This window comes from Pseudomonas sp. NPDC087626 (assembly GCF_044743405.1).
GTDB lineage: Bacteria > Pseudomonadota > Gammaproteobacteria > Pseudomonadales > Pseudomonadaceae > Aquipseudomonas.
Genome location: NZ_JBIUWJ010000032.1, coordinates 1 through 21,172, shown reverse-complemented (window position 1 = coordinate 21,172; position 21,172 = coordinate 1). Strand labels below are relative to the sequence as shown.

The 21,172-nt window shown below is 62.4% G+C and carries 19 protein-coding genes; 7 read left to right on the top strand and 12 right to left on the bottom strand.

Features of this window, described 5'->3' with window-relative positions; genetic code table 11:
- Nucleotides 1–136: 136 nt before the first annotated feature.
- The gene (locus ACIOVD_RS22460) at nucleotides 137–1,150 is read right to left on the bottom strand and encodes a zinc-binding alcohol dehydrogenase family protein (protein ID WP_401130282.1); all 1,014 of its coding nucleotides are present in this window, start codon (nucleotides 1,148–1,150) and stop codon (nucleotides 137–139) included.
- A 117-nt stretch (nucleotides 1,151–1,267) separates the two neighbouring features.
- On the opposite strand from ACIOVD_RS22460, the gene ACIOVD_RS22455 reads away from it, so the two are divergent.
- The 3 genes from ACIOVD_RS22455 (at nucleotide 1,268) to ACIOVD_RS22445 (ending at nucleotide 4,746) form a co-directional block, all read left to right on the top strand.
- On the top strand, nucleotides 1,268–2,197 hold the full coding sequence (locus ACIOVD_RS22455; RefSeq protein WP_159993603.1) for a LysR family transcriptional regulator: 930 nt from the start codon (nucleotides 1,268–1,270) through the stop codon (nucleotides 2,195–2,197).
- A 306-nt stretch (nucleotides 2,198–2,503) separates the two neighbouring features.
- Nucleotides 2,504–3,238 (top strand): helix-turn-helix transcriptional regulator, encoded by a 735-nt coding sequence (locus ACIOVD_RS22450; RefSeq protein WP_095170217.1) that lies wholly within the window; start codon nucleotides 2,504–2,506, stop codon nucleotides 3,236–3,238.
- 134 nt (nucleotides 3,239–3,372) lie between these two features.
- Complete coding sequence (locus tag ACIOVD_RS22445) at nucleotides 3,373–4,746, top strand: MFS transporter (protein WP_401130280.1); 1,374 nt, start codon at nucleotides 3,373–3,375, stop codon at nucleotides 4,744–4,746.
- A gap of 36 nt (nucleotides 4,747–4,782) precedes the next feature.
- Here the strand turns inward: ACIOVD_RS22445 and ACIOVD_RS22440 are convergent, their stop codons facing one another.
- Nucleotides 4,783–5,736 (bottom strand): adenosine deaminase, encoded by a 954-nt coding sequence (locus ACIOVD_RS22440; protein WP_095170219.1) that lies wholly within the window; start codon nucleotides 5,734–5,736, stop codon nucleotides 4,783–4,785.
- Nucleotides 5,737–5,863: 127 nt separating this feature from the next.
- Nucleotides 5,864–6,946, bottom strand: coding sequence for a BMP family ABC transporter substrate-binding protein (locus ACIOVD_RS22435; protein ID WP_095170220.1), 1,083 nt, complete (start codon nucleotides 6,944–6,946; stop codon nucleotides 5,864–5,866).
- Nucleotides 6,947–7,209: 263 nt separating this feature from the next.
- On the opposite strand from ACIOVD_RS22435, the gene ACIOVD_RS22430 reads away from it, so the two are divergent.
- On the top strand, nucleotides 7,210–8,298 hold the full coding sequence (locus ACIOVD_RS22430) for a calcium:proton antiporter (RefSeq protein ID WP_401130277.1): 1,089 nt from the start codon (nucleotides 7,210–7,212) through the stop codon (nucleotides 8,296–8,298).
- A gap of 33 nt (nucleotides 8,299–8,331) precedes the next feature.
- Here ACIOVD_RS22430 and ACIOVD_RS22425 read toward each other — a convergent pair whose 3' ends face one another.
- The 3 genes from ACIOVD_RS22425 to ACIOVD_RS22415 form a co-directional block, all read right to left on the bottom strand.
- Entirely contained in the window at nucleotides 8,332–9,690 is a 1,359-nt protein-coding gene (locus tag ACIOVD_RS22425) for an 8-oxoguanine deaminase (protein ID WP_401130274.1), read from the bottom strand.
- Nucleotides 9,691–9,861: 171 nt separating this feature from the next.
- On the bottom strand, nucleotides 9,862–10,548 hold the full coding sequence (locus ACIOVD_RS22420; RefSeq protein WP_095170222.1) for an SDR family oxidoreductase: 687 nt from the start codon (nucleotides 10,546–10,548) through the stop codon (nucleotides 9,862–9,864).
- A 24-nt stretch (nucleotides 10,549–10,572) separates the two neighbouring features.
- The gene (locus ACIOVD_RS22415) at nucleotides 10,573–10,923 is read right to left on the bottom strand and encodes a MerR family transcriptional regulator (RefSeq protein WP_320333578.1); all 351 of its coding nucleotides are present in this window, start codon (nucleotides 10,921–10,923) and stop codon (nucleotides 10,573–10,575) included.
- 84 nt (nucleotides 10,924–11,007) lie between these two features.
- On the opposite strand from ACIOVD_RS22415, the gene ACIOVD_RS22410 reads away from it, so the two are divergent.
- Nucleotides 11,008–11,442 carry a hypothetical protein gene (locus ACIOVD_RS22410; RefSeq protein ID WP_401130271.1) on the top strand — a complete coding sequence of 145 codons (435 nt, stop codon included), beginning with the start codon at nucleotides 11,008–11,010 and terminating at the stop codon, nucleotides 11,440–11,442.
- Between the two features lie 3 nt (nucleotides 11,443–11,445).
- On the opposite strand, the gene ACIOVD_RS22405 is transcribed toward ACIOVD_RS22410, so the two are convergent.
- From ACIOVD_RS22405 to ACIOVD_RS22380, 6 genes are all read right to left on the bottom strand, one after another.
- A complete protein-coding gene (locus ACIOVD_RS22405; protein ID WP_095170225.1) occupies nucleotides 11,446–12,372 on the bottom strand; it encodes an ABC transporter permease in 927 nt (308 codons plus the stop codon).
- Nucleotides 12,372–13,478, bottom strand: coding sequence for an ABC transporter permease (locus tag ACIOVD_RS22400; RefSeq protein ID WP_401130269.1), 1,107 nt, complete (start codon nucleotides 13,476–13,478; stop codon nucleotides 12,372–12,374). The genes ACIOVD_RS22405 and ACIOVD_RS22400 overlap by 1 nt, the downstream gene beginning before the upstream one ends.
- A gap of 13 nt (nucleotides 13,479–13,491) precedes the next feature.
- Nucleotides 13,492–15,057, bottom strand: a complete 1,566-nt coding sequence (locus ACIOVD_RS22395; RefSeq protein WP_401130267.1) for an ABC transporter ATP-binding protein — start codon at nucleotides 15,055–15,057, stop codon at nucleotides 13,492–13,494.
- Between the two features lie 552 nt (nucleotides 15,058–15,609).
- A complete protein-coding gene (locus ACIOVD_RS22390) occupies nucleotides 15,610–16,191 on the bottom strand; it encodes a YigZ family protein (protein WP_159993617.1) in 582 nt (193 codons plus the stop codon).
- Between the two features lie 10 nt (nucleotides 16,192–16,201).
- The gene (locus ACIOVD_RS22385) at nucleotides 16,202–16,852 is read right to left on the bottom strand and encodes a TetR/AcrR family transcriptional regulator (protein WP_095170229.1); all 651 of its coding nucleotides are present in this window, start codon (nucleotides 16,850–16,852) and stop codon (nucleotides 16,202–16,204) included.
- 100 nt (nucleotides 16,853–16,952) lie between these two features.
- Nucleotides 16,953–17,873 (bottom strand): LysR family transcriptional regulator, encoded by a 921-nt coding sequence (locus tag ACIOVD_RS22380; RefSeq protein WP_095170230.1) that lies wholly within the window; start codon nucleotides 17,871–17,873, stop codon nucleotides 16,953–16,955.
- A gap of 124 nt (nucleotides 17,874–17,997) precedes the next feature.
- On the opposite strand from ACIOVD_RS22380, the gene ACIOVD_RS22375 reads away from it, so the two are divergent.
- On the top strand, nucleotides 17,998–19,347 hold the full coding sequence (locus ACIOVD_RS22375; RefSeq protein WP_159993619.1) for an aspartate aminotransferase family protein: 1,350 nt from the start codon (nucleotides 17,998–18,000) through the stop codon (nucleotides 19,345–19,347).
- A gap of 142 nt (nucleotides 19,348–19,489) precedes the next feature.
- Nucleotides 19,490–20,983 (top strand): CoA-acylating methylmalonate-semialdehyde dehydrogenase, encoded by a 1,494-nt coding sequence (locus ACIOVD_RS22370; protein WP_095170232.1) that lies wholly within the window; start codon nucleotides 19,490–19,492, stop codon nucleotides 20,981–20,983.
- Nucleotides 20,984–21,172: the final 189 nt, after the last annotated feature.

Here is a 21,172-nt window from a genome sequence, read left to right as displayed (position 1 = left end):
CGTGCGTAAAAGAGAGCATTGCGTGAGCTGTCGATTGTAGTCTCGAACTCACGCAAAATTGTGACACGGATCAACTCTCTGACTGACGGCGCCCCGCGCGCAAATTCTCGCGCGCGCGGGGCCCAGTCCTTCACATTCAGAAACCTTCGAGGACAATCTTGCCCTTGGCCGTGCCGCTCTCCAGCAACTCATGGGCCCGGCGCAGGTTGGCTGCATTGATGGTGCCGAAGTGCTCGCCGACGGTGGTCTGCAAGGTGCCGTCGTCGATCAACGCGGCGACCCGGTTGAGCAGCTTATGCTGCTCCAGCATGTCGGCGGTCTCGAACAGCGACCGGGTGTACATGAACTCCCAATGCAGCGACAGGCTCTTGCGTTTGAGCTGGGTGATGTCCAGCGCCTTGGGATCGTCGATCAGCGCGAGCTTGCCTTGGGGCGCCAGGGCCTCCACCAGTTGGGCGAAGTGCTGGTCGGTCTGGGTCAGGCTGGCCACATGCGTGACCTGGGGCTGGCCGACGCGCTTGAGTTCCTCGCTCAACGGCAGGCGGTGATCGATGACCAGGTCAGCGCCCAGGCTTTCTACCCAGGCGTGGGTTTGTGGGCGTGAGGCGGTGCCAATCACCTTCAGGGCCGTGAGTTGGCTGGCCAGTTGGGTGAGGATCGAACCTACGCCTCCGGCAGCTCCGACGATCAGCAGGCTTTGTCCTTCGGCTGTGTTGCCCTCGCGCACCTGCAGGCGTTCGAACAGCAGTTCCCAGGCGGTAATCGCCGTCAGCGGCAGCGCCGCAGCTTGGGCAAAACCCAGGGACTTGGGCATGTGCCCGACAATCCGTTCGTCGACCACGTGCAACTCGCTGTTGCCCCCGGCGCGGGCAATGGAGCCGGCGTAGTAGACCTTGTCACCGGGCTTGAACAGGCTCACGTCAGTGCCGACTGCCTTGACCACGCCGGCCACATCCCAGCCCAGGACTTTGGCGGCGCCACCTTCAGGTGCGACGTTCTGGCGGACCTTGGTGTCCACTGGGTTGACGGAAATGGCTTTGACTTCCACCAGCAAGTCACGGGGACCGGCGACGGGTGCCGGCAGCTCGATGTCCTGCAGGGCGTTCGGGTCGCTGATGGGCAGGCTGTGGTAGTAGGCAATGGCTTTCATGGGCGGTAGGGCTCGGTGGTCTTGGGATGCAGCAGATGATTGGCTATTTATCTGCAAGATAAAACCCGCTAAAAGCACAGTCTCTTTCAATAGTTTTTTGATAATGCGAGGGCGCCGATGCTGCGTTTCGATGACTTGCTGCTGTTTGTGCGGGCGGCTGACCTGGGGAGCCTGTCGGCGGCGGCGCGGGGCATGGACATGTCGCCGGCGGTGGCCAGCGCGGCGTTGAAGCGGATCGAGCAGCAACTGGGTGCGCGGCTGTTGGCGCGCTCCACCCGCAGCCTGCGCCTGACGGCAGAAGGCGAAGGGTTCCTGGTGTATGCCCGTGCGGCGTTGGGCCAGTTGGATGAAGGGCGGCGTTTGCTGGCGCGCGGCCAGGACCAGGTCAGCGGGGTCCTGCAATTGTCGGCCCCCTCGGACTTCGGGCGCAATCTGTTGTTGCCGTGGCTGGACGAGTTCCAGCGTGAGCATCCCCTGCTCACGGTGCGCCTGCTGCTGGGCGACCGGATCGCCGACCTGTTCCGCCAGCCAGTGGACATCGCCCTGCGTTATGGCGAGCCGGAAGACTCCAGCCTGGTGGCGCTGCCCATTGCCCCGGACAATCGCCGGGTGTTGTGTGCCGCCCCGCAATACCTGGCGAGGTGCGGCGTACCGCGCCAGTTGGAGCAACTGGCCCAGCACAATTGCCTGCTGTACATGCTGGGCAGCCGGGTACACGACCACTGGAGCTTTCACGATGGCAAACGGGACGTGAGCCTGACGGTCAGCGGCGATCGTTTCAGTGATGACGCCGATGTGGTGCGCCTGTGGGCGGTGGCGGGGGCCGGGATTGCCTACAAGTCCTGGCTGGACGTGGCCGCCGATGTGCTGGCCGGACGCTTGACGGTGTTGCTGCCGGAGTTGCAGGGAGAACGTGCACCGCTGAATTTGTTGTGCGCTCATCGCGCCCAATTGAGTAAGCCGGTGAACCTGCTAAAAGAAATGCTCAAGCGTCGGTGTGAGCATTTGAGTGGTCAATTTTCGACAAGATTTGTCGTGAGCCATTAATCGCACTCACATAGCGAAATTTCACTCAGTAGCTATCAGCTTTGGCGGTTTCCCCGGGGCAGGAACCGTCGTTCATCACGCTTATACTAGCGCCCGCCTGGGGTCGCGAACCCAGGCAGCCTTGCTCGATCCCCCGGTTTGCGCAGCAGAAAATCACTGGGATGGCTTGAGGATTTCGAAGAAGTTTGTCGCGTTAACTGATTTTTTAGCCCGGTTTTTGGCGGTTATCACGCCTTGGCCGGCATTCTATTACTGATCAAGATGTCCCCCGAGCAGTAGACAAATGATTCAACAGGGAGTGAATACATGGAACATGCACCTTGCATCAGTCAGATCGCCACACTACTGGCTGACCCGAAGCGTAGCGCGATGATGTGGGCCTTGATGGATGGGATTGCCCGGCAATCGGAGGAACTGGCATTGCTGGCCGGTTTGTCGCCGTCCTCGGCCAACGCCCATCTCGGGCGTTTGTTCAGCGGTGGACTGTTGAAGATCGAGGAGCGTGGACGCAAGCGGTTCTACCGACTGGCCGCGCCCGAAGTCGGGGCGGCGGTCGAGGCATTGGCCAGTGCCACCCTCGCCAGTTCGCCGGGCAACATTGCCCAGGTATTCAAGCGTACCAGCGCGCTGGCCAAGATCCAGGCAGCCCCGTCGTCGCTGCTGCGGGCCCGCCTCTGCGAGGAGCACTTGGGCGGTACCCTGGCGGCTGATCTGTTTCAGCGCCTGCTGGATGCGGGATGGATCGAGCAATTGGACAAACGCATCATGGTCACCCACAAGGGCGCCATTCAACTGGCCAGCCATGGGGTCTTCGTCCAGGCATTGGCCCATAGCAACTCGCAAGTGGCCTGTGCCTGCCCCGACTGGAGCGAGCGTCGACCGCACCTGGGGGGCACATTGGGGGCCGCGTTGTTGCAGTTGTTCATCCAGTCTGGCTGGCTGAGTGTGTCCGGCGATTCACGGGCCTTGCAGGTGTCCCCGACCGGTGTCCGGGAACTGGAACTGTTCGGCAAAGTGCCTGAGCTGGAAATGGCCCTTTAATCGCCGTTGCGATCGACGTCTGCAGCCGCCGGTTCAGACGTCGCTCAGGGCTGTTGCCAGGTCGTATCCAGCAATCTTCCACCCCGGCGTTCGCGCACACTCGATCCGCGGATTATCGGATCGGGGGACGTGGCATGGATACACAAGGCTACAGTGCGGCAGAACGTCTGGAACGGTTACCCATCAGTGGGTATCACCGAGTCATTTTCATCATCATTGCCCTGGCGTTTTTCTTCGACTCCATGGACCTGGCCATGATGACTTTCCTCCTGGGCTCGATCAAAGCCGAGTTCGGCTTGAGCACGGCACAGGCCGGGTTACTGGCCAGTTCGAGCTTCTTCGGCATGGTCCTGGGGGCATCGTTGTCCGGCATGCTGGCGGACCGTTTCGGGCGCAAGCCGGTGTTCCAGTGGAGCATCGTGTTATGGGGGATCGCCAGCTACCTGTGTTCCACGGCGCAAACCGTCGAGACCCTGACCTTGTTTCGTATCCTGCTGGGGATTGGCATGGGCATGGAGTTTCCGATTGCCCAGTCGATGTTGTCCGAGCTGATTCCGGCCCAGCGGCGTGGGCGTTACATCGCCTTGATGGATGGCTTCTGGCCGCTGGGGTTTGTCGCGGCGGGGGTGTTGTCGTATTTCCTGTTGCCCGTGATCGGCTGGCGCGACATCTTCCTGGTGCTGGCGGTACCGGCGGTGTTCGTGCTGGCGATCCGTTTCTTCATTCCCGAATCACCGCGCTGGCTGGAGCAGGCTGGGCACCATGCTGCCGCCGACAAGGTCCTGCTGCGGATCGAGGGCAAAGTCCGGGCCTCCCTGGGGCGTGCCGATCTGCCGACGCCGATTCGCCTGCCCAGGGCCGAGCACCGTCCCGGCAACTTCTTTAGCGCCTTGCGGCAAATCTGGTCGCCGCTGTATCGCCAGCGCACCATGATGATCTGGAGTGTCTGGTTCTTTGCCCTGCTCGGTTTCTACGGCCTGACGTCCTGGCTCAGCGCGCTGCTGCAACAATCCGGGTTTGCCGTGACCCAGTCGGTGTATTACACGGTGCTGATTTCCCTCGGCGGGATTCCCGGGTTCCTCATGGCGGCCTGGTTGGTGGAGCGCTGGGGGCGCAAGCCGGTGTGCGTCATCACGTTGCTGGGCGGTGGGGTGATGGCGTTTTTGTATGGGCAAAGCGCGGTATTTGGCGGCAACGTCAGCCTGCTGATCGGCTCGGGGCTGTTGATGCAGTTCTTCCTGTTCGGCATGTGGGCGGTGCTCTACACCTATACCCCGGAGCTGTACCCGACTTCAGCGCGGGCCACGGGGTCTGGATTTGCCTCGGCGATTGGCCGCGTGGGATCGTTGCTGGGACCGTTGGTGACAGGGTTGGTGTTCCCGATCACCGGGCAGGGCGGAGTCTTTGCGTTAGGCGCGATGTGCTTCGCGATTGCTGCGGTGGTGGTCTGGTTGTTCGGGATGGAGACGCGGGGCAAGACCCTGGAGGAGTTGACCGAGGCCGTCTGAAAAGATCGCAGCCGCGCAGGCTGCGATCCTTTGTATTCAGGGTTTTACCAGGCGGGCATCCAGGCTGTTCTGCGCCAGGCGTTTAGCCTGGTCCTGGGTCATGCCCAGGTCGGTGTACAACGCGTGGAAGTTCTCGGTCACATAACCGCCAAAGTACGCCGGGTCATCGGAGTTCACCGTGACCTTCACCCCACGCTCGAGCATGTCGAGGATGTTGTGCTGGGACATGTGGTCAAACACGCACAGCTTGGTGTTGGACAGTGGGCAGACGGTCAACGGAATCTGCTCATCGATAATCCGCTGCATCAGGCGCTCGTCTTCGATAGCGCGCACGCCGTGGTCGATGCGCTGGATCTTCAGCAGGTCGATGGCTTCCCAGATGTACTCCGGCGGGCCTTCTTCACCGGCGTGGGCGACGGTCAGGAAACCTTCGTGACGAGCACGGTCGAACACTCGCTGGAACTTGCTCGGCGGGTGGCCCATCTCGGAACTGTCGAGGCCGACAGCGACAAACGCGTCACGGAATGGCAGCGCCTGGGTCAGGGTTTTCTCGGCTTCTTCTTCGCTCAGGTGGCGCAGGAAGCTGAGGATCAGGCCGCTGGTGATGCCCAGTTGCTGCTCGCCGTCTTTCAGCGCGCTGGCGATCCCGTTCAGTACCACTTCGAAGGGCACACCGCGGTCGGTGTGGGTCTGCGGGTCGAAGAAGGGTTCGGTGTGAATCACGTTCTGCGCCTTGCAGCGCAACAGGTAGGCCCAGGTCAGGTCGTAGAAGTCCTGCGAGGTGCGCAGCACATCGGCGCCCTGGTAATACAGGTCGAGGAACTCTTGCAGGTTGTTGAAGGCATAGGCCTTGCGCAGGGTCTCGACGTCGTCCCAGGGCAGGACGATCTTGTTGCGTTCGGCCAGGGCGAACAGCAACTCGGGCTCCAGCGAGCCCTCCAGGTGCAGGTGCAGTTCAGCCTTGGGCAGGGCGTTCAGCCAATCGTACATGTGCGGTTCTCATCAGGTGCTTATGGCGCGCATTCTACAGATGCCCGTGCAAACATTGAGTAAAACCTGACCAAGCGGTTCAGCCCGCCCCCTGTGGCAGCACGCTTGCTCCCACAGGGGGCGGGGGTTACTTCGGCATCTCGGCCTGCATGCCTTCGACGTAGTAGTTCATCGACGCCAGTTCGGCATTGCTCGCGCTTGCGCCCGCCGGGATTTTTTCGCTGCCGGCCTGGTCTTTGATCGGACCGGTGAATGGATGGAACGCGCCGCTCTTGATGTCGGCGATGATCTGCTCGGCTTCGCTTTTCACTGCTGCGGGCACCAGGTCGCTGATCGGCAGTTGAACGGTGCCCTCTTTCAGTCCACCCCAGTAATCCTGGGACTTCCAGCTGTGATCGATGACGCTTTGCGTGGCCTGGATGTAGTGCGGGCCCCAGTCGTTGACGATCGAGGTGAGCACCGCTTTGGGGCCGAAGTGGGCCATGTCCGAGGCGTAGCCCACGGCATACACACCGCGTCGTTCGGCGGCCTGGATCGGCGCCGGGCTGTCGGTGTGCTGGAACACCACGTCGACGCCCTGGTCGATCAGGGCGTTGGCGGCGTCGGCTTCCTTGCCCGGATCGAACCAGGAATTGACCCACACCACTTTGATCTCGGTGCCGGGGTTGTATTTGTTCAGGGCCAGTTGGATGGCGTTGATGTCGCGGATGACCTCGGGGATCGGGAAGGAGGCGACGTAGCCGATCTTTTTGCTCTTGGTCATCTTCGCTGCGAGAAAACCGCCGACGTAGCGTCCCTCATAAGTACGGGCCAGGTAGGTGCCGAGGTTCTTGTCCTGCTTGTAGCCGGTGGCGTGTTCGAACGTCACCTGGGGAAATTGCCGGGCGACTTTCAGGGTCGGGTTCATGTAGCCGAAGGAGGTGGTGAAGATCAGGTCGTATTGTTCCTTGGCCATGTTGCGGATCACCCGCTCGGCGTCCGCACCTTCGGCGACGTTCTCCACGTAGCGGGTGCTGATCTGTTCGCCGAATTTCTCCACCAGCGCCTTGCGCCCCTGCTCATGCTGATAGGTCCAGCCGTGATCGCCGATCGGGCCGATGTAGACGAAGCCGACTTTCAGCGGATCGGCCGCACTGGCGGTCAGGCTGGCGCCCAGACCAAGGGCGGTGACGACGGCGCAAAGCAGCGTGTGCAACGGACGTTTGTGCATGGATGGAGCTCCAGGGTGTTTTGGGGTTGGCCAGGTCAATGCAAATTACTGACCAACAGGACAACTAATGCCGTCCAACCCATCGCGGGCAAGCCTTGCTCCTACGGGTTAATCATCGTGCAGGCGTCGGGAAGGCCAAAAAAGTGCGCCCCGCGCACCAACTGCCATGCAACGGTGCGCTAAGGTTCAACGGAACATGGGCGTGACGTTGCAGTCAGTCACTCATCGCCAAGGCTTTGCTGGCTTCGGTACACGGGACCGTAATGCTCACCTTCCTCAAGCAAGAAAAGGTTCTCCTGCTGGCGCTGCTGGCAGCATTCGCCGCCTTTCCCCTGGAACACTGGTTGCTGCACAGCGGGCAGGTGATCGCGCTGGCCGGCGGCATGGCGCTGATAGCCTTTATCGTGATGGCCTCGATGCGTGTCGCCCATCACGCCGAACTGCTGGCGGAAAAAGTCGGTGATCCCTACGGCACCATGATCCTGACGCTGGCGGCGGTGCTGGTGGAGGTGGTGATCCTGGCGATCATGATGAGCAACGAGGCCTCGCCGACCCTGGTGCGCGACACCATCTACTCGGCGGTGATGCTCGATATCAATGGCATCCTCGGCCTGTCCGCGTTGATGGGCGGGATCAAGCATGGCGAGCAGTCCTACAACGATGACTCGGCGCGCACCTACAGCGTGATGATTCTCACGGCGATGGGCGTGTCCATGGTGGTGCCGGAGTTCATTCCCGAAGCTGACTGGAAGATCTACTCGGCCTTCACCATCGGCGCGATGGTGGTGCTCTACACCCTGTTCCTGCGCATGCAGGTCGGTCCCCACAGTTATTTTTTCAGCTACAGCTACCCGCAAAAACGCCGCAGGAAGGAGCCCGAACAGGAGGAAACGGCGATCAGTCTCGGGCTGTCCATTGGTACCCTGGTGTTTGGCGTGGTGGTGATCGGCGCCTTGGCCGAGGTGATGTCCAAGACGCTTGACCTGGGCCTGGAGGGGACGGGCGCTCCGCCGGTGTTGACGGCGATCGTGGTGGCGGCGATTTCCGCGGCGCCGGAGATCCTTACGGCCTTGCGCGCGGCCTTGGCCAACCGCATGCAGTCGGTGGTCAACATTGCGTTGGGGGCGTCGTTGTCGACGGTGATTCTGACGGTGCCGGTGATGGAAGCTATGGCGCTGTACACCGGCCAGCCGTTTCAGATGGCCATGACGCCAGTGCAGACCGTGATGGTGTTCATCACCCTGATCGTCAGTGCGATCAACCTCAACGATGGCGAAACCAACGCCATCGAAGGGATGACTCACTTTGTACTGTTTGCGACCTTCATTATGTTGTCGTTGTTGGGGCTCTAGCGGCTGCGCTGGCGCGCCAGCGCAGCGCTCAGGTCAGACCCCACTGATCAACTGCCGAGCCGCCTGGCTGTGGTCGGCAATCAAACCCTTCAGGTCCAATCCTTCAACCTGGCCGTCGATCACCCGCCACTTGCCACCGACCATTACCCGATCCGCCCGATCGGCACCGCACAGCAGCAACGCCGAGATGGGGTCATGGCTGCCGGAGAAGCGCAGCTCATCGAGTTTGAACAAGGCCAGGTCGGCCTGTTTGCCCACGGCCAGCTCGCCAATGTCGCTGCGTCCCAACAGTTTTGCCGAGCCCTGGGTGGCCCAGCCCAGTACGCCCTCTGGGGTGATTTTTTCGGCGCCGTAGCGCAGGCGCTGGATGTACAGCGCCTGGCGGGTTTCGAGGATCATGTTCGAGGCATCGTTGGACGCCGAACCGTCGACCCCAAGGCCCACCGGCGCGCCGGCGGCAATCAGGTCCAGGGTCGGGCAGATGCCCGAGGCCAGGCGCATGTTCGAGCTTGGGCAATGGCAGATGCCGGTGCCGGCCGCGCCGAGGCGGGCGATTTCATCGGGGTTGAAGTGAATGCCGTGGGCCAGCCAGGTGCGCGGGCCAAGCCAGCCGACGCTGTCCAGGTAGTCCACGGTACGCAGGCCGAAGCGCTGCAGACAGAAGTCTTCCTCGTCGAGGGTTTCGGCCAGGTGGGTGTGCAGGCGCACGTCCAGTTGGTTGGCCAGGGCAGCGCTGGCGGACATGATTTCTGGCGTCACCGAGAACGGCGAGCAGGGTGCCAGGGCGATCTGGATCTGTGCGCCGGCACCGCGCTCGTGGTATTCGGCGATCAGCCGCTGGCTATCGGCGAGGATCACTTCGCCTTCCTGCACAGTCTGCTGCGGCGGCAGGCCACCGTCTTTTTCGCCAAGGCTCATCGAACCCCGGGTGAGCATGGCGCGCATGCCCAGTTCACGGACGCTCTCGACCTGCACATCAATGGCGTTTTCCAGGCCGTCGGGGAACAGGTAGTGGTGGTCGGCGGCCGTGGTGCAACCCGACAGCAGCAATTCAGCCAGGGCGACCTTGGTGGCCAGCGCGAGTTTTTCCGGGGTCAGGCGTGCCCAGACCGGGTACAGGGTTTTCAGCCAAGGGAACAACGGCTGGTTGACCACCGGGGCCCAGGCGCGGGTCAGGGTCTGATAGAAGTGATGGTGAGTGTTGATCAGCCCCGGCAGGATCACATGCTCGCGGGCGTCGAAGACGTGTCCACAGGGTGTCTCCGGTTGCTGCCCTTGCTTGAGCACTTCGACGATAACGCCGTCTTGCAGCACCAGGCCGCCACGGGCGTCGAGCTCGTTGGCCGTGAAGATGGCGAGAGGGTTTTTTAACCAGGTACGGGTCGCAGGCATTTGCCGGCTCCTCTGAAAGTTGGGTTCAGGTTCGCCAGCTCAGTGTTGCCCTGTCTGCTGATCCAGGTTCGTCGCGGGGACGAGGTGCCGAGTTTACTCAGGTTGTGCCGCGGTAGCAAAAGATCGCCGCCGGCGGCAGTTGCCACGCGATAGGCGGCGATCTTCATGGCCTTACCAGGGAATGGTTTCGCCCTTGTAGTTGATGAAGTGATGCCCGCCCCGGCCGGCATAGGCATTGACCTGGTCCACCAGGCCACGGGTGCTGGTCTCGACATCGAGGTCGGCGCCTTCACCGCCCATGTCGGTTTTCACCCAGCCAGGATGCAGTGACAGCACGGTGGGGCGCTGTTCGCCCAACTGGCTGACGAAGCTGTTGGTCATCGAGTTCAGCGCGGCCTTGCTGGCCTTGTACAGGGCCAGCTCCGGTGCGTCCGGCATGGTCACGCTGCCGAGCACCGAACTCATGAACGCCAGCACCCCGCTGCCTGGACGCAGTTGTTCGACAAAACGCTGGGCCAGGTTGATCGGTGCCACGGCATTGGTGAAGAACAACTGGCCGACCTCGGCCAGGGTCGCGCCGCCGGGTGTCTGCACCTCCGGGCCCTTGACCCCGGCGTTGACGAACAGCAGGTCAAATACCTGGCCCTTGAGTTGCTGGCTGAGGGCGAGCACGGCGGCCTGGTCGTCCATGTCCAGTTGTTCGATCTGCACCTTGCCCAGGGCTTGCAGCGCCTGGGCGTTCTGTGGATTACGGACGGTGGCGGTGACCTGCCAGCCGTCGGCCAACAGGGTTTTCACCAGCCCGAGGCCCAAGCCGCGGGAGGCGCCGATGATCAGCGCGGTTTTTGCCGTAGACATGAGTGGCTTCCTGGAAAAAGAGGGTCATGGGTTCAGTGGACAGTGTTGTCCAAGCCGTTGTTGCAATTCACTGCGCAATTCACCGAGTTCGGCGATGCGGGTTTCGATCAATGCCAGCTTGTCCTGAAGCAAGCGGGCGACCGCTTGTTCCGGATCCTTGGCCTGCCAGAGCGCGGCGACGCTGCTGCCGATTTCATTCAGGGTGAAACCCAGGCGTTGGGCAGTCTTGATGTAGAGCACCAGTTGCACCATGTCGGCCGGGTATTCGCGGTACCCGTTGGCGCTACGCTGGGCGGCGATCAGCCCACGCTGCTCATAGAAGCGCAGGGTATCGCGGCTGACGGCACTGGCCTGGGCTAATTCACCGATGCGCATGTTCGCGACTCCTGGGGGGGCTTGACCCTTGAGCATACTCCAGGGTTTAGCCTGGGTGCTCCCTGTATAAACGGAGTATTCGCCATGTGGACCCCGAAACAGTATCGCCGACTGGTGCGCAGCAGTGCCTGGTATGACCTGATCGTGATGGCGGCGTTTGTCACGCCCTGGAGTTTTACCGCGTTGCACGGCCTGCTCTCGGGCCTGAGTCAGGCGCTTGACTTGCCCGGTGAATTACCGGCGTTTGCGCCGGCGCACATGCTGATGGCCAATCTGCTGGGGTCGATTGTCTGCGTCTGGTCGGTGTTGCGGATCCGCGATCCGCAGGCGGTGTACGGCCGCTATGACGCGGCCGGACGGTTTCTGTTTGCCACCTGGCAGGCCTATGCCTTGCTGCAGGGCGCAACCGGGTTGCTGGTGCTGTTCCTGGTGTTTGAACTGGCGTGGGGTATTGCCCAGGTCTTGCCCGTCAGGCAGACATCGCCAGCCGGCCCGCTTACGCAGGCTCCTGTGGCCTGAGCACTAATGCCCGGCCTGCCACGGCTGCCCCAGCGACATCGGCGCATACAGGCGTGTGCGCACGGCGTCGCGTGACAGCAGCACCAGCACCAGGATGGTCGCCACATAGGGCAGCATCGCCAGCAAGCTGGAGGGGATGGCCAGTCCCAGGCCCTGGGCGACCAGATGGACGATGCTCGCCAGCCCGAACAGGTAGGCCCCCAGCAACAGGCGCCAGACGCGCCAACTGGCAAATACCACCAGCGCCAGGGCGATCCAGCCGCGTCCGGCGCTCATGTTTTCCGCCCACATCGGCGTGTAGGCCAGCGACAGATAAGCCCCGGCCAACCCGGCCATGGCGCCGCCGAACAACACCGCCAGGGTCCGCACCCACAGCACCGGGATGCCCATGGCGCTGGCGGCGTCGGGGTTCTCGCCGACGGCCTGGATGATCAGTCCCACCCGGCTTTTGAGCAGCACCCAGGCCACCACGGCAAACAGGGCAAACGACAGGTACACCAGCAGGTCCTGGGCAAACAGCATGCGCCCGATCAGTGGGATCTCGCTGAGCCAGGCAATGGCTACCGGTTCGAACCCGGCCAGGGGTTTGCCGACCCACGCCGCGCCGACGAATGTCGACAGGCCGACGCCAAAGATCGTCAGGGCCAACCCCGTGGCCACCTGGTTGGCATTGAACACCAGTGCCACCAAGGCAAACAGCGCCGACAGCAGCATGCCGGCGGCCATCGCCAGCAGCACGCCGAGCCACAGCTGGCCACTGTTCAGGGCGACGATGAAACCGATCACCGCGCCAAACAGCATCATGCCTTCCTGGCCGAGATTGAGGACCCCGGTTTTTTCACAGATCAGTTCACCCAGCGCCACCAGCAACAGCGGTGTGCCGCAGCGGACCATGGCGTAGAAAATATTGCCCAGCAGATCGATATCCATCACAGCGCTCCTGCTTGCACGTGGGTCACCGGGTCACGCCGCATCCAGCGCAGGTTCAGCCGGGGTCGATAGAGGATCAACACATCACAGGCCAGGAGGAAAAACAGCATCATCCCCTGGAACAGCTGGGTGATGGCTGGTGGCAGGTTCATGCTCATCTGCGCGCTCTCGCCGCCGAGGTACAGCAGCGCCATCAGCAGGCTGGCAAACAGGATGCCGATGGGGTTGAGCCGACCGAGAAAGGCCACCGTGATCGCGGCATAGCCATAGCCCGGCGACACTTGCGGCACCAGTTGGCCGATCGGGCCGCTGACTTCGCAGACCCCGGCCAACCCGGCCAGCCCTCCGCTGATCAGCAGCGCCAACCAGACCAGGCGCTTGTGGCGAAAGCCGACGAAGGCTGCTGCGCGTTTGTCCAGGCCGAGCACCTTGATCTGAAACCCGATAAAACTTTTCTGCAGCAGCACCCACACCGCCACCAATGCCAGCAGGGCGAAATACACCCCGGCGTGCACCCGGCCATCTGCGGTGAGCAACGGCAAGCGACTGGCCTCGCCGAACATTGCCGACTCGGGAAAGTTGAAGCCCGCCGGGTCCTTCAAGGGCCCGTGCACGCAGAACAGCAACAGGTTCAGGGCGATGTAATTGAGCATGATGCTGGTGAGGATTTCGTTGGCGTTGAAGCGCGTGCGCAGCCAGGCGGTGAGCCCCGCCCATAGCGCGCCAGCGAGGGTCCCGGTACTCAGGACCAATACCAGCGCCCAGCGGCTTTGCCAGTCGATGAGGTGCACCGCCACGGCGCTGCCCGCCAAGGCGCCGAGCAGCAATTGGCCTTCGGCGCCGATGTTCCAGATGCGCGCTTGATACGCCACCGCCAGGCCCAGCGCGCAGAGCAGGATGGGCAAGGCCTTGACCAGCAATTCGCTGACGCCATAACCGTCGCTGATCGGCGCGATCAGCAGGGTGTGCAAGGTCTGCAGTGGGTCATGACCCAAGGCGATGAACAGCAGCGAACCGCAACCCAGGGTCAGGGCGGCGGCCAGCAAGGGCGAGCACCAGAGCATCAGGCGCGAATGCTGGCCACGGGGTTCTAGGGAAAGCAGCATGGGGGAAACTCCGTCAAGCCAGCACAGGTGCGAGTGAGTGAGGGGTGTCGAATTGGCCGGCCATCCAGGTGCCGACTTCGCTCAGGGTGGTGCCCGCCGTTGCTTGTTGCGCCGACAAGCGCCCGCCACACAGGGCGGCCAGGCGGTCGCTGATGTGCAGCAGTTCGTCGAGGTCTTCGGAGATCACCAGGATCGCTGCCCCGGCATCGCGCAGGGCAATCAGCGCGCGGTGAATGGTCGCCGCCGCGCCGACATCCACCCCCCAGGTCGGGTGAGCGGCGACCAACAGGCGCGGCTGCTGGAGGATCTCGCGACCGAGGATGAATTTCTGCAGGTTGCCGCCGGACAGACTACGGGCCGCAGCCTGGGCACCTGGTGCCTTGACCGCGAAGCGCTGGATGATGGTCTCGGCCAGCGCCACGACCTTGGCGCGCTGGATCAGCCCATGGCTCACCAGGCCCTGTTGGAAGGCCGTGAGCAGGGCGTTGTCGGCCAGGCTCAACTCCGGCACCGCCGCATGCCCGAGGCGTTCGGCCGGGACAAAAGCCAAGCCCAGCCGCCGCCGCGCATCGGGCGGCAAGTCGGCCACCGCTTGGCCCGCGAAAGCGATGCGCGAGGCGTCCTGGCGCGGCAGGCGCTGCTCGCCGCTGAGCAGGGCCAGCAACTCGTCCTGACCATTGCCAGCCACCCCGGCAATGCCGACCACCTCACCGCTGCGCACCTGCAGGTCAATGTCGTGCAGCGAGCAGCCGAACGGGTCCGGGTTGGCCCACGACAGACCGCTGACCTTGAGGAACGGCGCGCCGCCACTGGCCTTGGGGTAGTCGGCGAGCCACTGCGCGGCGTCACCGACCATTAGCTGCGCCAGTTGCTGATCGGAACATTCCGCGGGCCGGCAATGCCCGGCCACGCGGCCGCCGCGCAGGACGGTGGCGCTGTGGCAGAGGGCGCGCACTTCTGTGAGTTTGTGGCTGATGAACAGAATGCTACAGCCCTCGCTGGCCAGGCGGCGCAGGGTGACGAACAGTTCATCGGCCTCCTGCGGGGTCAGCACCGAGGTCGGCTCGTCGAGGATCAACAAACGAATGTCCTGCATCAGGCAGCGCACGATCTCGACCCGCTGGCGCTCGCCAATCGACAGGCTGTGGACCAGGCGTTGCGGCTCCAGTACCAGGCCGTAGCGCTGCGCCACCTCGCGGATTTTCGGCGCCAGGGCCTGTGGCGCCCCGGCTGCCGCGCCCATGGCCAAGGCGATGTTCTGCGCCACCGTGAGGGTTTCGAACAGGGAAAAATGCTGGAACACCATGCCGATGCCCAGGCTGCGGGCCTGGGCCGGATTGCGCAGGCTGACGCGCTGGCCTTGCCAGTGCATGTCCCCCGAGTCGGCGTGGGTGACCCCGTAGATGATCTTCATCAGGGTACTTTTGCCAGCGCCGTTTTCACCGAGCAGGGCGTGGATTTCGCCGGGTTGAATGCACAGGTCGATGCCATCGTTGGCCAGGCAGCCGGGGTATCGCTTGCTGATGCCGTGCAGTTGCAGGCGTGGTGTTGGAGCGGGGATCGGGACGGGGTTTGGCATCACAGGCTCGGGTCGTTGAACGAGAGGCCTGTGGCAAAGCAATTTCCTGGCCATTGAGTCAGGAAAGTCCTGAAGGGCACGGTGAGCCGGGTTCTGTGGAAAACATCGAGCGGGTGCGGCTGGCGGAGCAGGCACCACTTCGGGGCACTCCTGGAGGTCGTGGTGCAGTAACGTCCGGAAAATAATTGGTTAAAAAATGATCATCAACCTGCGACCTATGCCAGCTATGCCACTGCGCCAGTCATGAACGGGTTATCCACAGGTTGCTCCACAGTATTTGTGCGCAAGCCAAAGAACCGGGCATAAGCACCATGGGCCTTTGTTCTAAAGCTGCTAAAGCGCTCTAAGCAATTGTTTTGCAGTGTAAATGACCTGTAGAGCAGGCAATTGGATGAAAACTGATCAATGCCCGCAAAGCCACGTGACAGAAGGGTTACAGCGCTATGTACTCAGGTTATCCACAGTCGGGTGCACAGCGCTTGTGGGCAAGTGTCAGCCTGCCGGTTATGCCCCAAAGCATTGCAGTCGGGCTGTACATAAAATAACCAGCGTTCAGCGCTGCAGCAAAATCCGCCCGCGGCTCAGGCCTGCCAGTTGTGCCTGCAAGGTGTCGATCTGCTGTTCGGCCACGGCCAACTGCAAGTGCGCGCCATTGCTAGTGAACTGTTCATCCACCACCAGGCCACCGGACTCGGCGACCCGTAACTTAACCAGCGCCAGTTCACTGAACGCACAGTCGCAAGCGATCGGCACGCGGCTGATCAATTCGATTTTTGCCGCGCCCTGCAGGCATTTGTTGGCGCTGCCGCCGTAGGCCCGGGCCAGGCCGCCGGTGCCCAGCTGGATGCCGCCGTACCAACGAATCACCAGTACCGCCACCTGGTCGCAGTCCTGGGCTTCGATCGCCGCCAGTATCGGCCGCCCTGCGGTGCCGCCGGGTTCGCCGTCATCGCTGCTGCGGTATTGGTCGGCGAACTTCCAGGCCCAGCAGTTGTGTGACGCATTCAGGTCGCTGTGCTGTTCAAGGAAGAGCTGCGCCTCGGCGCTACTGGTGATCGGTGCCGCGAGGGCGATGAAGCGGCTTTTGCGAATCTCTTCGCGATAGTCGCAAAGGCCGGCGAGGGTAAAAGGCATGGTGACTGTCTTAGATAGCGGGAGTGAGGCCGCAGCCCTTGAGGATGATGCGGGTCAGATTGTTGCCGGCGTCTTCCATGTCCTGGCGGGTCAGCTTGCTGCGACCGGTGACGCGACAGATCTGGGTGGCGAAGTCGGCGTAGTGCTGGGTACTGCCCCACAGCAGGAAGATCAGGTGCACCGGGTCGACGGGGTCCATCTTGCCGGCGTCGATCCAGGCCTGGAACACGCTGGCGCGCCCCTGGAACCAGGCGCGGTAGTCCTGGTTGAAGTACTCGCTCAGGCACTCGCCGCCGCTGATCACTTCCATGGCGAACACCCGCGAAGCCTGGGGGTGGCGGCGGGAGAACTCCATCTTGGCGCGGATGTAGCGGGTCAGCGCTTCGGCCGGATCGTCCTCGGCGGTGAGGGTGTTGAAGGTGCTGTCCCACAACTCGATGATGTTGCTCAGCACCCCGATGTACAGGCCGAGCTTGTTGGTGAAGTAGTAGTGCAGGTTGGCCTTGGGCAGGCCGGCATTCTGCGCAATGGTGTTCATGCTGGTGCCTTTGAAGCCGTGCCGGGCGAATTCCACTTCGGCGGCCTTGAGGATGGTCTCCTCGTTTTTCTGACGAATACGGCTGGCAGGTTTACCGCTGTGGGCTGGGACTTCAAAGGTCATGGACGTTTCCGGGCAGGTCAGTGGGGGCGCCAGTGCGTTGATAACGCACCCACGGGAATCCGACAAGCCTTGGTGAGGTAAATGCCTGGTTTGCAGGGGCTCAACGCGTCGCTGCCAGGCTCTCGAGAAAGCTTTCCAGCACCAAATGCGGGCGCCGGCCCTTGCGCGTGACCGATGCCAGGCTCAGGTCATAAAAGCGTGAGCCTGGCTTGAGTGTTCGCAGGCGACCTTGCTGGACCCACAGGCTGGCGTAGTGATCGGGCAGGTAGCCGATGTAGCGCCCGGTCAGGATCAGGAACGCCATGCCTTCGCGATCGGAGGCGCTGGCGGTGCAATTGAGCGCCTGGTAATGCGCCTGGATTTCGGCGGGCAGGCGGAACGTCGGGGCAATCGCGTCCTGGCTGTTGAGGCGCGCGTCGTCCAGTTGTTTATCGTCGACGTAGAACAGCGGGTGGCCGACCGCGCAGTAGAGCAGCGACCGCTCGCTGTACAGCGGTTGGTACTCCAGGCCCGACAAGGCGCTGGCCTGGGGTACAACGCCGACGTGCAGGCGGCCGTCGAGTACACCCTGTTCGACTTCATTGGGCGCGATCATGCGGATCTGGATCTGCACATCCGGCCCGCGCTCCTTCAACTGAGCCAGGGCGTGGGTGATGCGCATGTGGGGCAGGGTGACCAGGTTATCGGTCAGGCCGATGGTCAACTCGCCGCGCAGGTGTTGGTGCAGGCCATTGACCTCGGTGCGAAAACTTTCCAGGGCACTTAATAGCTGTAAGGCCGACTGGTAGACCTCGCGACCTTCTTCGGTCAGGGAAAACCCGGCCCGGCCGCGCTGGCACAGGCGCAGGCCGAGGCGTTGCTCCAGATCGCTCATTTGCTGGCTGATGGCCGAACGACCGATCCCCAGCACGCTTTCCGCCGCCGAGAAGCCACCACACTCGACCACGCTGCGAAAGATCCGCAACAGGCGGATATCAAAGTCGCTGACTTGTGCCAGCGGATCGGGGCGGCGGCTGCTCATAGTTTAGTAACGGCCTGACTGAAGGTTAGAAAAGTTGGATTTCACCGACTTTATCGCCGTGGCAACTTAGCTGCAACAACGCTTTTAATCCCTACGCCGCTTATTGCATTGCGAGGTTTTGCCGATGAACCTGCCTGAAAACGCCCCGACGTCCCTGGCCAGCCAGCTCAAGCTCGATGCCCACTGGATGCCGTACACCGCCAACCGCAATTTCCAGCGTGACCCGCGCCTGATCGTGGGGGCTGAAGGTAGCTGGCTGATCGATGATAAGGGCCGTAGGGTCTATGACTCGCTGTCGGGCCTGTGGACCTGCGGCGCCGGGCACACCCGCAAGGAAATCCAGGAAGCGGTGGCCAAGCAATTGGGCACTCTCGACTACTCGCCGGGCTTCCAGTATGGGCATCCGCTGTCCTTCCAACTGGCCGAAAAAATCACCGACTTGACCCCGGGTAACCTGAACCACGTGTTCTTCACCGACTCGGGTTCCGAGTGTGCCGACACCGCGGTGAAAATGGTGCGTGCCTACTGGCGCCTGAAAGGCCAGGCGACCAAGACCAAAATGATCGGACGTGCCCGTGGTTACCACGGGGTGAATATCGCCGGGACCAGCCTGGGTGGCGTCAACGGTAACCGTAAGCTGTTTGGCCAGGCGATGATGGATGTCGATCACTTGCCGCACACCTTGCTGGCCAGCAACGCTTATTCCCGTGGCATGCCCAAGGAAGGCGGTATCGCCTTGGCCGATGAACTGCTCAAGTTGATCGAACTGCATGACGCCTCGAACATCGCGGCGGTGTTCGTCGAGCCAATGGCCGGTTCCGCCGGCGTACTGGTGCCGCCAGAGGGCTACCTCAAGCGCCTGCGGGAAATCTGCGACCAGCACAATATCCTGCTGGTGTTCGATGAAGTAATCACCGGCTTTGGCCGTACCGGTTCGATGTTCGGTGCCGACAGCTTTGGCGTGACCCCGGACCTGATGTGCATCGCCAAGCAGGTCACCAACGGTGCGATTCCAATGGGCGCGGTGATTGCCAGCTCGGAGATCTACCAGACCTTCATGAACCAGGCGACTCCGGAATACGCGGTGGAATTCCCCCACGGCTATACCTATTCGGCCCACCCGGTGGCGTGCGCCGCAGGCCTGGCGGCACTCGACCTGCTGCAGAAGGAAAACCTGGTGCAGAGCGTGGCTGAAGTCGCACCGCATTTTGAAAATGCGCTGCACGGCCTCAAGGGCTCGAAGAACATCATCGACATCCGTAACTACGGCCTGGCCGGTGCAATCCAGATTGCCCCGCGCGACGGCGACGCCATCGTGCGTCCGTTCGAAGCCGGCATGGCCCTGTGGAAAGCCGGGTTCTACGTGCGCTTCGGCGGCGACACGCTGCAGTTCGGCCCAACGTTCAACAGCCAGCCACAAGACCTCGATCGCCTGTTCGATGCGGTCGGCGAAGTGCTGAACAAGATCGACTGATTGCCCCCAAAACAGTAGGAGCCGAGCTTGCTCGCGATGGCGGATCGATAGACGCCATCGCCTTTGGGCTACGTGCCAACGTTATCTATATATAGAAGGCGTCCCTCGGCGGACGCCGGTGAACAGAATTCAGGAGCCCCGCATGAGCCTCATCCCGCATTTGATCAATGGTGAACTGGTGACCGACAACGGTCGCACCGCCGACGTGTTCAACCCGTCCACCGGTCAAGCGATCCATAAAGTGCCGTTGGCCAGCCGCGAAACCATCCAGCAGGCCATCGACGCCGCCAAGGCCGCGTTCCCGGCCTGGCGCAACACACCTGCGGCCAAGCGCGCCCAGGTGATGTTCCGCTTCAAGCAACTGCTGGAGCAGAACGAAGCGCGTATCTCGCAACTGATCAGCGAAGAGCACGGCAAAACTCTGGAAGACGCCGCCGGTGAACTGAAGCGCGGGATCGAGAACGTCGAGTTCGCCTGTGCCGCACCGGAAATCCTCAAGGGCGAGTACAGCCGTAACGTCGGCCCGAACATCGATGCCTGGTCGGACTTCCAGCCCCTGGGCGTGGTTGCCGGTATCACACCGTTCAACTTCCCGGCCATGGTGCCGCTGTGGATGTACCCGCTGGCGATCGTCTGCGGCAACTGCTTCATCCTCAAGCCGTCCGAGCGCGATCCGAGTTCCACCCTGCTGATTGCCCAGTTGCTGCTGGAAGCCGGTTTGCCAAAAGGCGTGATGAACGTGGTGCACGGCGACAAGTCGGCGGTGGATGCGCTGATCGAAGCGCCGGAAGTCAAAGCCTTGAGCTTCGTCGGGTCGACCCCGATTGCCGAGTACATCTATGCCGAAGGCACCAAGCGCGGCAAACGTGTGCAGGCGCTGGGCGGGGCGAAGAACCATGCGGTACTGATGCCGGATGCGGACCTGGACAACGCGGTCAGCGCGCTGATGGGGGCGGCGTATGGTTCGTGCGGCGAGCGTTGCATGGCGATCTCGGTGGCCGTGTGTGTGGGTGATCAAGTGGCCGATGCCCTGGTGGCCAAGCTGGTGCCCCAGATCAAGGCACTGAAAATCGGTGCGGGCACTTCCTGCGGCCTGGACATGGGCCCACTGGTGACCGGCCAGGCGCGGGACAAAGTCAGCGGCTATGTCGATGACGGCGTGGCGGCTGGCGCCAAGCTGGTGGTCGATGGTCGCGGCCTGAGCGTGGCGGGGCATGAGGAAGGTTTCTTCCTGGGTGGCTGCCTGTTCGATAACGTCACACCGCAGATGCGCATCTATAAAGAAGAGATCTTCGGCCCGGTGTTGTGTGTGGTCCGGGTCAACAGCCTGGAAGAGGCGATGCAACTGATTAACGACCACGAGTACGGCAACGGCACCTGCATCTTCACCCGCGACGGGGAAGCGGCTCGCCTGTTCTGTGACGAGATCGAGGTGGGCATGGTCGGCGTCAACGTGCCGCTGCCGGTGCCGGTGGCGTATCACAGCTTTGGTGGCTGGAAGCGCTCGCTGTTCGGCGACCTGCATGCCTATGGCCCGGACGGTGTGCGTTTCTACACGCGCCGCAAAGCCATTACCCAGCGCTGGCCACAGCGTGCAAGCCATGAAGCCTCGCAGTTCGCGTTTCCTAGCTTGTAACTCGCAAGCTAATGTGAAAAGGCCGCCCCAACGGGGCGGCCTTTGCGTTTTCAGGGCGTTTTTGACCTTTGTGACAGAAATATGAAAATAGCGGTTGACGGCAGATCTCAGGTGTCTATAATTCGCCCCACTTCCGGCGCAGTCGAAACGGAAAACTCCTTGGTAAACAATGAGTTACGCAGTTTTCGG